The 14,345-nt window shown below is 61.8% G+C and carries 12 protein-coding genes; 11 read left to right on the forward strand and 1 reads right to left on the reverse strand.

The window, feature by feature from the left end; translation table 11 throughout:
- The first annotated feature begins 2 nt into the window (after positions 1-2).
- The 5 genes from cobN to ACKJSM_RS17020 all read left to right on the forward strand — a co-directional run bounded on the left by cobN (position 3) and on the right by ACKJSM_RS17020 (position 9,030).
- Positions 3-3,776, forward strand: coding sequence for a cobaltochelatase subunit CobN (gene cobN, locus ACKJSM_RS17000; RefSeq protein WP_410238344.1), 3,774 nt, complete (start codon positions 3-5; stop codon positions 3,774-3,776).
- Between the two features lie 8 nt (positions 3,777-3,784).
- Entirely contained in the window at positions 3,785-4,786 is a 1,002-nt protein-coding gene (locus ACKJSM_RS17005) for an ATP-binding protein (protein WP_410238345.1), read from the forward strand.
- Positions 4,711-5,451 (forward strand): vWA domain-containing protein, encoded by a 741-nt coding sequence (locus tag ACKJSM_RS17010; RefSeq protein WP_373874298.1) that lies wholly within the window; start codon positions 4,711-4,713, stop codon positions 5,449-5,451. The genes ACKJSM_RS17005 and ACKJSM_RS17010 overlap by 76 nt, the downstream gene beginning before the upstream one ends.
- A 40-nt stretch (positions 5,452-5,491) precedes the next feature.
- Positions 5,492-7,138: a phospholipase D-like domain-containing protein gene (locus tag ACKJSM_RS17015; protein WP_410238346.1), complete on the forward strand. Its 1,647-nt coding sequence runs from the start codon at positions 5,492-5,494 to the stop codon at positions 7,136-7,138.
- Positions 7,139-7,473: 335 nt separating this feature from the next.
- Positions 7,474-9,030, forward strand: coding sequence for a TerC family protein (locus tag ACKJSM_RS17020; RefSeq protein ID WP_339487655.1), 1,557 nt, complete (start codon positions 7,474-7,476; stop codon positions 9,028-9,030).
- A gap of 157 nt (positions 9,031-9,187) precedes the next feature.
- On the opposite strand, the gene ACKJSM_RS17025 is transcribed toward ACKJSM_RS17020, so the two are convergent.
- Positions 9,188-9,619, reverse strand: coding sequence for a thioredoxin family protein (locus ACKJSM_RS17025; RefSeq protein WP_410238347.1), 432 nt, complete (start codon positions 9,617-9,619; stop codon positions 9,188-9,190).
- A gap of 337 nt (positions 9,620-9,956) precedes the next feature.
- Between ACKJSM_RS17025 and ACKJSM_RS17030 the strand changes: the two genes are divergently transcribed.
- The 6 genes from ACKJSM_RS17030 to ACKJSM_RS17055 all read left to right on the forward strand — a co-directional run bounded on the left by ACKJSM_RS17030 (position 9,957) and on the right by ACKJSM_RS17055 (position 14,328).
- Positions 9,957-10,805, forward strand: a complete 849-nt coding sequence (locus ACKJSM_RS17030) for a transporter substrate-binding domain-containing protein (RefSeq protein ID WP_339487653.1) — start codon at positions 9,957-9,959, stop codon at positions 10,803-10,805.
- A gap of 51 nt (positions 10,806-10,856) precedes the next feature.
- On the forward strand, positions 10,857-11,519 hold the full coding sequence (locus tag ACKJSM_RS17035; protein WP_410238348.1) for an amino acid ABC transporter permease: 663 nt from the start codon (positions 10,857-10,859) through the stop codon (positions 11,517-11,519).
- 9 nt (positions 11,520-11,528) lie between these two features.
- On the forward strand, positions 11,529-12,191 hold the full coding sequence (locus ACKJSM_RS17040; RefSeq protein WP_011334481.1) for an amino acid ABC transporter permease: 663 nt from the start codon (positions 11,529-11,531) through the stop codon (positions 12,189-12,191).
- Positions 12,188-12,985 carry an amino acid ABC transporter ATP-binding protein gene (locus ACKJSM_RS17045; protein ID WP_011334480.1) on the forward strand — a complete coding sequence of 266 codons (798 nt, stop codon included), beginning with the start codon at positions 12,188-12,190 and terminating at the stop codon, positions 12,983-12,985. The genes ACKJSM_RS17040 and ACKJSM_RS17045 overlap by 4 nt, the downstream gene beginning before the upstream one ends.
- 31 nt (positions 12,986-13,016) lie before the next feature.
- Complete coding sequence (locus ACKJSM_RS17050) at positions 13,017-13,406, forward strand: RidA family protein (protein ID WP_039768794.1); 390 nt, start codon at positions 13,017-13,019, stop codon at positions 13,404-13,406.
- Between the two features lie 157 nt (positions 13,407-13,563).
- Positions 13,564-14,328 carry an IclR family transcriptional regulator gene (locus ACKJSM_RS17055; RefSeq protein ID WP_236179041.1) on the forward strand — a complete coding sequence of 255 codons (765 nt, stop codon included), beginning with the start codon at positions 13,564-13,566 and terminating at the stop codon, positions 14,326-14,328.
- The last annotated feature ends 17 nt before the right edge of the window (positions 14,329-14,345 follow it).

Below are 14,345 nucleotides of genomic sequence, written 5' to 3' on the forward strand. Positions count from 1 at the left end.
CCATGCACCTGCTCAGGACCCAGCCCGGCGGTTTCGTGTCGGATGACAACATTGCCGACCTTGGACAGACCCCCGCCGAGCTGGTGATCCTGTGCAGCGGCGACTCCAGCCTTGCCTTGCTCGCCGAAGCCGCGCAGCAATTGCCCGAGGATTACCCGAGCGTGCGGCTGGCCAACCCGATGCAGGTGCAGAACCATGCGTCGGTCGACCTGTATGTCGATGAGGTGCTGCGCCACGCCAGGGTCATTCTGATCTCGCTGCACGGCGGCATCGCTTATTGGCGGTATGGCGTCGAGAGGCTGGTCGAGTTGTCCGAACGTGGCGTGCAGGTGATTCTGGTGCCGGGCGATGACCGTCCCGACCCGGAGCTCAGCGACCTGAGCACCGTGGACGCCGAGGATCGCGACCGGCTCTGGCAGTTTCTGCGTCAGGGCGGCCTGGGCAATGCGCTGGATTTCTTCCGCTGCCTGGCCAGTCGCTGGCTGGCGCGGGATTACGTGTGGGGCGAGCCGCAAACGCTGCCGCGCACGGCGATTTACTACCCGAACAAAAACACCGCCGCACTGGGTGACTGGCAAGCCGACTGGCTGCCCGGTCAACCGGTCGCGGCGGTGTTGTTTTATCGCTCGCATTTGCAAGCGGCGAATACGGCGTTTATCGACGTGTTCTGCCAACGGCTTCAGGCGGCCGGACTCAATCCGCTGCCAATTGCCGTGGCCAGTTTGAAAGAACCCGGCTGCCTGTCGGTGGTCGAGGACTGGCTGGATGAGGTCGAGGCCGCGGTGATTCTGAACACCACCGGTTTCGCCCAATCCAGCCCGGAAGCGCCGCATCTGCGGCCGTTCCGGCGCAACATCCCGGTGATCCAGGCGATCTGCGCCCAGGACAACGAGCCCGGTTGGCGCGAAAGCGAGCAAGGCCTCGGTCCGCGGGATCTGGCGATGCACATTGCCTTGCCGGAGCTGGACGGCCGGATCATCAGCCGGCCGATCAGCTTCAAGGATCTGGCCTGGCGCAGCGAGCGCAGTCAGTCCGACGTGGTGTGTTATCGCGCCCAGCCTGAACGAATGGATTTTGTGGCCGAACTGGCGCGCCGCTGGGTCGGTCTGGCGCGGGTGCCGAACGCTGAAAAGCGCATCGCACTGATTCTTGCCAACTACCCGACCCGGGACGGACGCATCGGCAATGGCGTCGGCCTAGACACGCCGGCTGCCGCGCTGAATATCCTGCGGGCGTTGCAGGCCGAAGGTTATCCGCTACCGGCCGAACTGCCGGACAGCGGCACCGAACTGATCCAGCAATTGCTCGGCGGCGTCAGCAATGACCTCGACACCCTCGACCAGCGCCCGTGCCAGCAGAGCCTGGCGATGAACGATTACCTGGCGATGTTTAACGCGTTGCCGCAAGCCAATCGCGCTGCGGTGCTGGAGCGTTGGGGTTCGCCGCAGAACGACCCGATGTGCCGTGACGGGCGAATGATGATCGCCGGCCTGCGGTTTGGCCTGACCTTCGTCGGCATTCAACCGGCGCGGGGTTATCAGGTCGATCCGAGTGCGGTGTATCACGACCCGGATCTGGTGCCGCCGCACGCGTACCTCGCCTTCTATTTCTGGTTGCGCCAGACCTACGGCGCTCACGGTGTGATCCACGTCGGCAAGCACGGCAATCTCGAATGGCTGCCGGGCAAAGGCGTGGGCCTGTCGGAAAACTGCTGGCCGGATGCACTGCTCGGGCCGCTGCCGAACATCTATCCGTTTATCGTCAACGACCCGGGCGAGGGCGCCCAGGCCAAGCGTCGCACCCAGGCGGTGATCATCGACCACCTGATGCCGCCGCTGACCCGCGCCGAAACCTACGGTCCGTTGCGCAATCTGGAGCTGTTGGCCGACGAGTATTACGAAGCGCAATTGCTTGATCCGCGCCGCGCCCGGGAGTTGCAGCGCGACATTTTGCAACTGGTGCGTGACACGCAGATCGATCGCGAACTGCAACTTGACGAAGCCCTCGACAGCGAGGCCGATGCCGCGATCTGGCTGCCGCGTCTGGACACCTACCTGTGTGATCTGAAGGAATCGCAGATCCGCGATGGTTTGCACATTTTCGGCGAGTCGCCGACCGGGCGTTTGCGCATCGACACCTTGCTGGCGCTGCTGCGGATTCCGCGCGGCGATGGCAAAGGGGCTCAGTCGAGTCTGTTGCGGGCGTTGGCCAAGGCGTTTCAGTTGGGATTCGATCCGCTGGATTGTGCACTGGCTGATCCCTGGACCGGCCCGCGCCCGGTGGAACTGCAATCGCTGAGCGATGAAGCCTGGCGCACGGCAGGGGATACCCGCGAACGTCTGGAACTGTTCGCGGGGCATCTGATCGAGCAGTCGCTGGCGGGTGATGTGGTGCAACTGGACGCTGCAGGCTGGTCAGATGTGCAGGCGATCATCAGCGCCTTGCGCGAAGTGATCGCCCCACGCCTCGATGCCTGCGGCCCGGCCGAAATGCATGGCCTGCTCGACGCCCTGAACGGCCGTTTCGTCCCGGCCGGCCCGAGTGGCGCACCGAGTCGCGGTCGCCTGGACGTGCTGCCCACCGGGCGCAATTTCTATTCGGTGGACGTGCGCAATCTGCCGACCACCACTGCTTGGCGGATCGGTTTCCAGTCCGCGACCCTGATTCTCGAGCGACATTTGCAAGATCACGGCGATCACCTGCGCCAGCTCGGCCTGTCGGTGTGGGGCACCGCGACCATGCGTACCGGCGGCGATGACATTGCCCAGGCCATGGCGCTGATGGGCGTGCGCCCGGTGTGGGCCACCGGCAGTCAGCGGGTCGATGATTTCGAGATTCTGCCGCTGAGCCTGCTCGACCGCCCTCGGGTCGATGTCACGCTGCGGGTCTCCGGATTTTTCCGCGATGCGTTCGCCAACCTGATCCGCCTGTTCGACGCTGCCGTACAAGCCGTGGCGGAGCTGGACGAGCCGGACGATCTCAATCCACTGGCCGCCAAAGTACGGGCCGAACGTGAGGCGCTGCGTCAGTCGGGGCTGGATGACGACGCCGCCCGGCGTCAGGCTGGCTGGCGGATCTTCGGCGCCAAACCCGGCGCTTATGGTGCGGGCGTGCAGGGCGCCATCGATGGTCGGCTGTGGCAAACCCGCGAGGATCTGGCCGAGGTCTACCTGAACTGGGGCGCGTACGCTTACGGTGGCTCCGACGAAGGCACTGCCGCCCGCGAGCAATTCGTCCAGCGCCTGAGCCAGGTGCAGGCGGTGCTGCAAAACCAGGATAACCGCGAGCACGACCTGCTCGATTCCAACGATTACTACCAGTTCCAGGGCGGCATGCTGGCTGCCGTGGAAAGCCTGCGCGGCGAAGCAGCGGCCAGTTATCACGGCGATCACAGTCAGCCGGACCTGCCCAAGATCCGCACCCTGAAAGAAGAGCTGAACCGGGTGATTCGCTCAAGGGCGGCGAATCCGAAATGGATCGACGGGGTCAAGCGTCACGGCTATAAAGGCGCGTTCGAACTGGCGGCGACGGTCGATAACCTGTTTGCTTTCGACGCCACCACGCAACTGATCGACGATCACCAGTACGCGCTGCTGGCCGACGCGTATTTGCTGGATCCGGCCACCCGCGAGTTCGTGCGCGAACACAATCCCCACGCACTGCGCGACATGACCGAACGCATGCTCGAAGCGCAGCAGCGCGGAATGTGGCAGGAACCGGGCGTTTACAAAGAGGCGCTGGAAAACCTGCTGCTGGACATAGAAGAAGAGAGCTGAGACTGAACATGACCGATACCCCGCATTTCCCGCTCTCCGCCGTGGTTGGCGCCGATGATTTGAAACTGGCGCTGTACCTGACGGCCATCGATCCGAAGATCGGCGGCGTGCTGATCGAAGGCCCGCGGGGCATGGCCAAGTCCACGCTCGCCCGGGGGCTGGCGGATCTGTTGGCCAGCGGTCAGTTCGTCACCTTGCCGTTGGGAGCGACGGAAGAGCGGCTGGTCGGCACGCTGGATCTGGATGCGGCATTGAGTGATGGTCGTGCGCAGTTTTCTCCGGGTGTGCTGGCCAAGGCGGACGGCGGCGTGTTGTATGTCGATGAAGTGAACCTGCTGCCGGATCATCTGGTGGACTTGCTGCTCGATGTCGCCGCCAGCGGTACCAACCTGATCGAGCGCGACGGCATTTCTCACCGGCATTCGGCGAAGTTCGTATTGATCGGCACGATGAACCCGGAAGAGGGTGAGTTGCGTCCGCAATTGCTGGATCGCTTTGGTTTGAACGTCGCACTGGGCGGTCACACGGCGCCGACCGAACGTGGTCAGATCATTCGTCGTCGGCTGGATTTCGACAGCGATCCGCAGGCGTTCTGTGCACAGTGGGAGGCTGAGCAGCAAACCCTGCGCGAGCGCTGCGAGCACGCTCGCAAGGTGTTACCGGGCATCCCGCTGGATGACGCGGCGCTGGCGCAGATCACCGAGCGTTGCTTCGCGGCAGGTGTCGACGGTTTACGCGCCGATCTGGTCTGGCTGCGTGCGGCGCGGGCGCATGCGGCGTGGCGCGGTGCCGAAACCATCGCCGAGCAGGACATCGATGCCGTCGCTGAATTTGCCTTGCGTCATCGTCGCCGCGAACAGTCTTCATCCCCCGCACAGCCACCGGCGCAATCGCCGTCCGGCACTGACGCCGAGCCGAGCGAAGGGCAGGGGCAGTGGGGCGAAATGCCGGCGCCGGCCCTCGCCACCGGCGCACGCCGCGAAGTCCCGGTCTGGCCAAAAAAGCCTTAGGCATTCGCCCCCGATCCGACGCGGGGGCGAATGCCAGACCCCGCGCCGGACGCCTCGATAACGGCCGCCAGGGCAAGCGTCACGCGGCTCGCAGTGGCTCGGTGAACTGGCCCGCAACCTTGCTCAATGGCCGCCCGAAAACCCGGGCGGATCTGCTGTTTCAACTGCGCACCCGCACGCCCCATGAACTGTGGCTGGTGATCGTCGATGCCTCGGCCTCGACCCGTCGTCATCAGGCGCTGAGCGATGCCAAGGGTGTGCTCGCTCAATTGTTCGATGACGCTTACCGGCAGCGCGCGCGCCTTGCGTTGCTCACCGCCAGTGGCGCGGCGCCGAAATGGCAGGTGCAAGGGTTGAAGGCCTCCAGCGGGTTGCGCGCGTGGCTCGATGGATTGGGCGCCGGAGGCGGCACGCCTCTGTTGGCGGCGGTGACCGAAGCCGGGCATTGGCTGGCGGTGCGGCGCAAGCGTTTCCCCGCCGAACAGCAACGGTTGCTGGTGATCACCGATGGTCGCTTGAAAGACTGTGGGCAACTGCCAGCGCTGGCGTGTCCGGGCCTGCTGATCGATATCGAGCGCGGACCGATCCGTCTGGGACGTGCGAGGCAAATGGCGACAGCGCTGGAAGCGGATTACCGGCATATCGACGAGTTGTTGTCGCTCTGAGGGCTATGCTGCAGTGAGGCCCAATCACAAGGAGTGAATCATGCGCGTACTGGTCGCCAACCCGCAGGACGATTTTCGCGTCAAGGCCTACGCCGGCACCAACGGCGTGCTGTTGGCCATGGACCTCGCAGAACCCCGGCGCAAAGGCCTGCTGGGGTTTGCCATCGAGAAGCAGCAGGGCGACAAACCGTGGCTGTTCCTGTTCAACAGCCTGACCTTTCCCGGCAAGGCCCATACGTTCGCGCAGTTCCACGCCACGCCGAGCGACAAGGCGCCGTTGCAGAAATTTCGCTGGGCCGATTACGCGGTCAATCCGGGCATGACGATTCACTACCGCGTGCACCTGGCGTATGGCACGCCGGATGCGCCGAAACTGGGCGAAGCGCTGGCGCTGACGATCCGCTCCGACGACGGGCATCCTGCCAATCAGAGTGTCATCTTCAACCGCGCCGTGGCTGCCAGTCAGGCGTTTCAGCGCAAATTCCCCGATCTCGACGCGCAGATCAGCGCCAACAAAAAACTGCCCATCGAAGCCTGGCCCGATGCCGCGCGTCAGTGGCTGGAGAACGGTCTGCTCGGGCGCCTGCAAGGGTTTATCGAACGTGCAGTGGACGGTCAGTGGGCGCTGGATATCGCGATCTACGAATACCAGTTGCAAACCCTCATCGACACGGTGAACGCGGCATTCGATCGAGGTGTTCAGGTGCGCGTGCTGTATCACGCCCGGCCCGACGACGAAGACACGGCAATCAACGAAGCAAGCCTTGAGAAACTGCCGGCGACCAGCAAGCGCGGTCGGGTCACCCACAATATTTTCCATAACAAGTTCATCGTCCTCAGCCGACTCGACGGAGGCGGCGAGCGTCAGCCGCAAGCGGTGCTGTGTGGCAGTACCAACTTCACCGCCAATGGCGTGTACCGCCAGGCCAACGTGGTGCATGTGCTCGACGATGCGGCGGTCAGCGCGAGTTATCTGAAAACCTTCGAGCAGATCTGGGCCGAGCCGGCGGACGTCGGCGCCACCCGCGACTGGATCACCCAACAGAATGCGATGAATCCGGCGCAGCCCCTGTTTGCCGGATTTTCGCCGCGCACCGGCGGCGCGGACCTGCGGGAGTTCGTCGATATCATCGAGGGGGCGAAAAAAGACCTGCTGTTCGTTACCGCATTCGCCTTGCCTGACGCGATTCTCAACGCGTTGCTCGGCCAGCCCCACGACGACATCCTGCGTTACGGCCTGCAAAACACCGCCAGCCGTATCACCGGGTTTCACGCCGACCGAACCGCCGAATTCGCCGCCACCGCATTGCTCAACACCGGGCTGGAAGGCTGGTTGCGGGAGAACATGAAAGGGCAGAAAGGCAACCTGCTGGTACACACCAAAGCGGTGGTTACCGACTTCACCAGCGACAGCCCGACCATCATCAGCGGCAGCCATAACCTCAGCGCCTCGGCCAGCAACGGCAATGACGAGAACTACCTGATCATTCGCGGCGACACCGACCTGGCGGATCGCTATGGCCTGGAACTGTTGCGTTTCTACGAGCATTACCGTTTTCGCTACTTCGCGAAGAAGCTCGCGTTGAAACAGGTGCAGCCGTTGGCGGCGGATGACCGCTGGACCAACGACTACTACGTCGAGAACGACCTGCGTCAGTTGTCTCGCCTGCGGTTTGCCGGGCGTTAGCCCTTACACATCCGTTGGTTGCCGATGCTGACGGGGACGGCGATAAGCTGGCGGCGTACAGATTTTGAAATGATTTCCAGCTGTGGGAAAAGTCATCTGAGCCTGTACGCTTCAAGGCCTTTTTTCATTCAGGATTTGCATGAACACCCTCTCGGAGCCTCCCAGTTCTATTCAAAGAACCCCGTTCCCCTCGCGCCACGGCGCGGTCTTGACGCACTCGCAGCATCCGGTCTTCCGACTACCGACTATCGTTGATGGCGCAGCCTTCGGGCTTTCGCGCCGAGCCTTGCCGTGCCCGGCAGCCTGAATTCACTGAAGAGAGACAGAGACAGATTATGGAATGGTTAGCCGATCCCACGGCATGGCTGGGTTTGTTGACACTGATTGTGCTGGAACTGGTACTGGGTATCGACAACCTGGTGTTCATCGCGATCCTGGCGGACAAACTGCCGCCCCATCAGCGCGACCGCGCGCGGATCATCGGCTTGAGCCTGGCGTTGATCATGCGCCTTGGCCTGCTGGCGAGTATTTCCTGGCTGGTCACCCTCACGCAGCCGTTGTTCGAGGTGTTCGACAAGAGTTTCTCCGGCCGTGACCTGATCATGCTGTTCGGTGGTGTGTTCCTGTTGTTCAAGGCAACCATGGAGTTGCACGAGCGACTGGAAGGCCACATCGGCGAGCGTTCGACCAATACGGCTTATGCCCTGTTCTGGCCGATCGTGGCGCAGATCGTCGTGCTCGACGCGGTGTTCTCCCTGGACGCGGTGATTACGGCTGTGGGCATGGTCGATGAATTGGCGGTAATGATGATCGCGGTGGTTGTGTCCATCGGTGTCATGATCGTTGCCAGCAAGCCGCTGACGCGCTTCGTCAACGCCCACCCGACGGTGATCATGCTGTGTCTGGGCTTCCTGATGATGATCGGTTTTGCCCTGACGGCCGAAGGCCTGGGCTTCCACATTCCGAAAGGTTATCTGTATGCCGCGATTGGTTTCTCGATCCTGATCGAGATCTTCAACCAGATCGCCCGCGCTCGTCGCAAACGCTCGATGCAGGGCTTGCGCCCGATGCGCGAGCGCACGGCCCATGCGGTGATGCGTCTGTTGGGGGGGCGCAAACTGGCGGTGGAAGAAGTCGGCGAGGAGATTTCCGACTTGCTGGACAGCGGTGAGGCGCCGAGCGCGGAGCTGTTCGACCGTCGTGAGCGGGTGATGATCAGCGGCGTGCTGCAATTGGCCGAGCGCCCGATCCGCGCCCTGATGACCGTGCGCGCCGATGTCGATCACATTGATCTGGCCGACGACGCCGAGGCTATTCGCACGCGATTGATGCATTCGTCCTACTCGCGTTTGCCGCTGATTCGTAACGGCGCGGTGGATGAGCCGCTGGGCTTCGTGCACAAGAAGGAATTGCTCAAGGAATATCTGGCCGGCAACGAGCCGAATCTTGAACACCTGGCGCGCAAGACCGTCAATCTGCTGGACAGTTATTCGATCCTCAACGCACTGGAACAAATGCGTGCGGCTTCGACCCACATTGCCTTTGTGGTGAATGAGTTCGGTGACTTTGTCGGTGTGTTGACCATGACCGACATTCTCGAGTCGATTGCCGGTGAACTGCCGGACGCCAGCGAAATCGCCGGCCCCGATGTGGTCGAGGAGCAGGGCGGGTTCATCGTCAACGGCGCGTTGAACCTGACCCGCATCCGCGAGCACACCGGTTTTCGCGCGGAGCCGACCGAGGATTACCAGACCCTCGCCGGGTTGGTGATGAGCCTGCTGGATCGCCTGCCGATGAAGGGCGATCGACTGGAGCATGAAGGCTGGGGCATGACCGTGATGGCGGTCGAAGAGCGTCGCGTGACGCGGGTGTTGCTGGTGCGTGAGGCCTGATCGCGTCACTGAAGAAAGAGGGGCGGCAGGATTCGTCTCTTTCTGAGAATCAAAGAAAAGCAGCCGGATCGGAGCTGTTCCAATCCGGCCTTGAGGCTGGTTATTCCAGATCAAATGGAGCGACGTGCCATTGTCTAGTGGCTCCTGGCGAGCACTTTCAGGAACAGTTCCACCTTCTTGCGCGGTGGACGGTGCAGAGGGTTCGGAGGGTGTGGCGCAGCCAGTTCAGGTCATGGGTCGGTTTGCGCGGTGCAGCACAGTGTCTGATTTTGCCGAGGTGTTGGGTGAAGTCTTGAAGGAGGGATTTCTCTGTACCGATGCCTTTCAGTTTTTTGACCAGAACGCCTTCCTTGTAGAACAACACGGTCGGTGTGCCCGTGACATCCGGATGGCGAATCGACTGTGCGGTATCGAGCATGAAGATATCCATCCAGGGCCGAAAGGGCTTGGCGATCTCGAGAAAAACCGGGCCGGAAAATACACAGGCACCGCAGTGCTGGTTAAAGAAGTACAGGACGACAAGGCGCCTGGTTTTCAAGACCTTCCGGTACGTCGGGGGCAACGCTGAATATCGAGTCGGCGTTGTCATCGGAGCCTCCTTTATTCGATGTGCTGGACGGTACGACGTTAGGGAGCCGCGATCGCTGCCGCAACTGTCAGAGTTGACAGGTGCAACCTGTGCCCAATCGTGCATTGCGCACCAGCATGTGGCCCGGATACCCGCCATGTGTGGCGCAAAGTAGCGAAGTGCGAAAACAATTTTCGTCACACCCTTTCGCACGTTACTTCCATCCCTTTGATTCAAAACAAAATTCAATCCATTGCAGATTCCCCGCGAATCCTGTGGCACACTTTCTGCTGTTTATTCCGCAGTAACAAACCGAGTTCCGGTATAGCGGAATAAACAACTTTCTGGAGTGCTTGCCATGCATCGCCGACCATCCTTGTTCAAAGCGTGTGTTTTTGTTCTCGCGGCTTCGTCCGCTGTTTTGGGTACGGCCCAGGCGGCCGACAGCAAGCTGGACAGCGTCCTGGCCCGTGGAAAACTGATTGTGGGCACCGGCAGCACCAATGCGCCGTGGCATTTCCAGGGCGCGGACGGCAAGTTGCAGGGCTTTGATATCGACATCGCCCGGATGGTGGCCAAAGGGCTGTTCAACGACCCGAGCAAGGTCGAGTTCGTGGTGCAGTCCTCCGATGCGCGGATTCCCAACCTGCTGACCGACAAGGTCGACATGAGCTGTCAGTTCATCACCGTCACCGCCAGCCGTGCGCAACAAGTGGCGTTCACCCTGCCGTACTACCGCGAAGGCGTCGGTCTGCTGCTGCCGAACAACAGCAAGTACAAGGAAATCGAAGACCTGCAGGCCGGTGGCGATAGCGTGACCGTCGCCGTGCTGCAAAACGTATATGCCGAGGAACTGGTGCATCAGGCACTGCCCAAGGCCAAGGTTGATCAGTACGACAGCGTCGATCTGATGTATCAGGCGGTGAACTCCGGTCGTGCCGATGCTGCCGCCACCGACCAGTCTTCGGTCAAATACCTCATGGTGCAGAATCCGGGCCGCTATCGCAGCCCGACTTACGCCTGGAGCCCGCAGACCTATGCCTGCGCCGTCAAACGTGGCGATCAGGACTGGCTGAACTTCGTCAACACCACCCTGCATGAAGCCATGACCGGCGTTGAGTTCCCGACCTACGCCGCGTCGTTCAAGCAATGGTTCGGCGTCGACCTGCCATCGCCCGCCATCGGTTTCCCTGTCGAATTCAAATGATCCCGTGAGAGTGGGGCGCCCTGACGCGCCCTGCTCAAGGTACTGTCGACCATGAACTATCAGTTGAACTTTGCCGCCGTGTGGCGCGATTTCGACACCTTGCTGGCGGGGCTAGGACTTGGCCTCGAACTGGCGCTGGTGTCGATCGCCATCGGCTGCGTGATCGGCCTGCTGATGGCGTTTGCCTTGCTGTCCAGGCATCGCACCTTGCGGGTGCTGGCATCGGTGTATGTGACGGTGATCCGTAACACGCCGATTCTGGTGTTGATTCTGTTGATCTACTTTGCGTTGCCGAGCCTGGGGATCCGGCTGGACAAGATCCCGTCGTTCATCATCACGCTCTCGCTGTATGCCGGGGCCTACCTGACCGAAGTGTTCCGCGGCGGCTTGTTGAGTATCCCGAAAGGCCAGCGCGAAGCGGGGCTGGCCATCGGTCTGGGCGAGTGGCAGGTGAAGGCCTACGTCACTGTGCCGGTGATGTTGCGCAACGTGCTGCCGGCGCTGTCGAACAACTTCATTTCGCTGTTCAAGGACACCTCGCTGGCCGCCGCGATCGCGGTGCCGGAGCTGACCTATTACGCGCGCAAGATCAATGTCGAAAGCTACCGGGTGATCGAAACCTGGCTGGTGACCACGGCGTTGTATGTCGCGGCCTGTTACCTCATTGCCATGCTGCTGCGTTACCTCGAGCAGCGTCTGGCGATCCGCCGATAGGAGGCTGCGATGTACCAATCCCCCAGTTGGTTGCATGAGTTGTGGATTGCCCGCGAAGCCTTGTGGCAAGGCTTTCTCACCAGCGTGCAAGTGTCGGCGCTGGCCATTCTGTTCGGCACGGTCATCGGTGTGTTTGCCGGGTTGGTGCTGACCTACGGCAAGTTCTGGATGCGCGCACCGTTCCGCTTTTATGTCGACCTGATTCGCGGCACCCCGGTGTTCGTGCTGGTGCTGGCCTGCTTCTACATGGCGCCGGCGCTCGGCTGGCAAATCAGCGCATTTCAGGCCGGTGCACTTGGGCTGACGCTGTTTTGCGGCTCTCATGTGGCCGAGATCGTGCGCGGCGCGCTGCAAGCCTTGCCACGCGGGCAGATGGAAGCCGGCAAGGCCATCGGCCTGACGTTCTATCAGTCCCTCGGCTATGTGCTGTTGCCGCAGGCACTGCGGCAGATCCTGCCGACCTGGGTCAACTCGTCCACGGAAATCGTCAAGGCTTCCACTTTGCTGTCGGTGATCGGTGTGGCCGAACTGTTGCTCAGCACCCAGCAGATCATCGCCCGGACGTTCATGACCCTGGAGTTTTACCTGTTCGCCGGTTTTCTGTTCTTCGTCATCAACTACGGCATCGAATTACTCGGCCGGCACATTGAAAAGCGGGTGGCCCTGCCATGACTCAAGCTCAAGTTTCCAACGTCCAGAACGGTCAGCCGCTGCTGGACATCCGTGGTTTGCACAAGCAATACGGCGCAGTCGAAGTGCTCAAGGGCGTCGACCTGAGCATGCAGCGCGGCAACGTGGTGACGCTGATCGGCTCCAGCGGCTCGGGCAAGACCACGCTGCTGCGCTGCGTGAACATGCTCGAGGAATTCCAGGGCGGGCAGATCCTGCTCGACGGCGAATCCATCGGCTACGACGAACTCAACGGCAAACGCGTGCGCCATCCGGAAAAAGTCATCGCGCGCCATCGGGCGATGACCGGCATGGCGTTTCAGCAATTCAACCTGTTCCCGCACCTCACCGCGCTGCAGAACGTCACGCTCGGCCTGCTCAAGGTGAAAAAGATGCACAAGGACGAGGCCGTGGCCCTGGCCGAAAAATGGCTGGAGCGGGTCGGCCTGCTGGAGCGGCGCAATCACTTTCCCGGCCAGTTGTCCGGCGGTCAGCAGCAGCGCGTGGCAATTGCCCGGGCGATTGCGATGAACCCGAGCCTGATGCTGTTTGACGAAGTCACCTCGGCCCTCGACCCGGAATTGGTCGGTGAAGTGCTGAACGTCATCAAGGGCCTGGCCGAGGACGGCATGACCATGTTGCTGGTGACCCACGAAATGCGTTTCGCCTTCGAGGTCTCGGACAAGATCGTTTTCATGAATCAGGGGCGTATCGAGGAGCAGGGGCCTCCCAAGGAACTGTTCGAGCGTCCTCAATCGCCGCGGCTGGCGGAATTTCTCAAAAGCACGCGGTTCTGACTTTTCACTTTTTCAATCAGGAGAAACACCCATGAGCATTACTCGTTACGGCACCGGCAGCACCGCCGCTGGCGGCCAGCCGCGCCCATTCGCCCGCGCCGTCGAGGCCGATGGCTGGCTGCACGTTTCCGGGCAGGTGCCGGCGGTGGATGGCGAGATCATTGTGGGCGGCATCGTCGAGCAGACGCACCAGACCATGAAGAACCTGATCGCGATTCTCGAAGAGGCCGGTTATGGCCTGGAAGATGTGGTGCGTGCCGGCGTGTGGCTGGACGATCCGCGGGACTTCACCAGTTTCAACAAGGTCTTCGGCGAATACTTCAAGCCTGAACACGCACCGGCCCGGGCCTGTGTGCAGGCGAGCATGATGGTCGACTGCAAGGTCGAGATCGACTGCATTGCCTACAAGAAAAAGGCCTGATCAGCACGCGGATCGTTCCCACGCTCTGCGTGGGAATGCCTCAAGGAACGCTCCGCGTTCCAAAGGACGCAGAGCGTCCCTGGCAGCATTCCCACCCGGAGCATGGGAACGATCTTTCGCGATAAACTCCCGGCACTTTGAATGGGGAACCACTGAAATGACCGAAGACACCATCAAGCGCCGGGCACGCGGTCTGGACCGGGCGTTCGATATCCTCGATTTCCTCAAGGAAATCGGCCAGCCGCTGCGCCCGAACGACATCGCCAACGGCATCGGCAGCCCGAAATCCACGGTCTACGAACTGGTGGCGTCGTTGCTCGAGCGGCGGATCCTGGAGCCGGTGGGCAAGGACGGTCACGTCTATCTCGGTCGTCAGTTGTACTTCCTCGGCCAGGCGCATTTGCGTCACTTCGACCTCAGTCGCGAGGCCGATCACGCGCTGCAGGAGATCGTCAGCCAGACCCGGGAAACCGCGCAGATGTGCCTGCTCAACGGGCGCAAATACACGGTGGCGCTGATGAAGGAGGGCGAGCGGCATTTCCGCATTTCTTCCGATATCGGCGAGAACGCGCCGATCCCGTGGACGGCGTCCGGACGTTTGCTGCTGGCGCACTTGAGTGACCAGCAGATCAGCGATTTGATCGACCCCGACGACTTCATCCTGCCGGATGGCGAACGCCTGCCGATGGAGACCTTCCTGGCGGAAATCCGTCAGGCCGGCATTGACGGTTTCTTCTCCTTCGACAGTGTCGCCGACACCTTCACCCACTGCTTCGCCGCCCCGGTCAAAGACCCGACTGGCGTGGCCATCTGCACCCTGTGCATCGTCGCCCCGCGCGCCGATGCCAAGACCCATTACAACGACTATCGCCGGGTCTTGATCGAGAGCGCCAACAGCCTCGCCCGGCGAATCAACGAATAACCGCGCCTGCCTGCGGG

This window comes from Pseudomonas sp. PHC1 (assembly GCF_046487845.1).
GTDB lineage: Bacteria > Pseudomonadota > Gammaproteobacteria > Pseudomonadales > Pseudomonadaceae > Aquipseudomonas > Aquipseudomonas sputi.

Bases quoted from the DNA above. Each gene is read 5' to 3' on its own strand.
- cobN (WP_410238344.1), top strand. From the start codon at position 3: ATGCACCTGCTCAGGACCCAGCCCGGCGGTTTCGTGTCGGATGACAAC.
- ACKJSM_RS17005 (WP_410238345.1), top strand. From the start codon at position 3,785: ATGACCGATACCCCGCATTTCCCGCTCTCCGCCGTGGTTGGCGCCGAT.
- ACKJSM_RS17015 (WP_410238346.1), top strand. From the start codon at position 5,492: ATGCGCGTACTGGTCGCCAACCCGCAGGACGATTTTCGCGTCAAGGCC.
- ACKJSM_RS17020 (WP_339487655.1), top strand. From the start codon at position 7,474: ATGGAATGGTTAGCCGATCCCACGGCATGGCTGGGTTTGTTGACACTG.
- ACKJSM_RS17025 (WP_410238347.1), bottom strand. From the start codon at position 9,619: ATGACAACGCCGACTCGATATTCAGCGTTGCCCCCGACGTACCGGAAG.
- ACKJSM_RS17030 (WP_339487653.1), top strand. From the start codon at position 9,957: ATGCATCGCCGACCATCCTTGTTCAAAGCGTGTGTTTTTGTTCTCGCG.
- ACKJSM_RS17035 (WP_410238348.1), top strand. From the start codon at position 10,857: ATGAACTATCAGTTGAACTTTGCCGCCGTGTGGCGCGATTTCGACACC.
- ACKJSM_RS17040 (WP_011334481.1), top strand. From the start codon at position 11,529: ATGTACCAATCCCCCAGTTGGTTGCATGAGTTGTGGATTGCCCGCGAA.
- ACKJSM_RS17045 (WP_011334480.1), top strand. From the start codon at position 12,188: ATGACTCAAGCTCAAGTTTCCAACGTCCAGAACGGTCAGCCGCTGCTG.
- ACKJSM_RS17050 (WP_039768794.1), top strand. From the start codon at position 13,017: ATGAGCATTACTCGTTACGGCACCGGCAGCACCGCCGCTGGCGGCCAG.
- ACKJSM_RS17055 (WP_236179041.1), top strand. From the start codon at position 13,564: ATGACCGAAGACACCATCAAGCGCCGGGCACGCGGTCTGGACCGGGCG.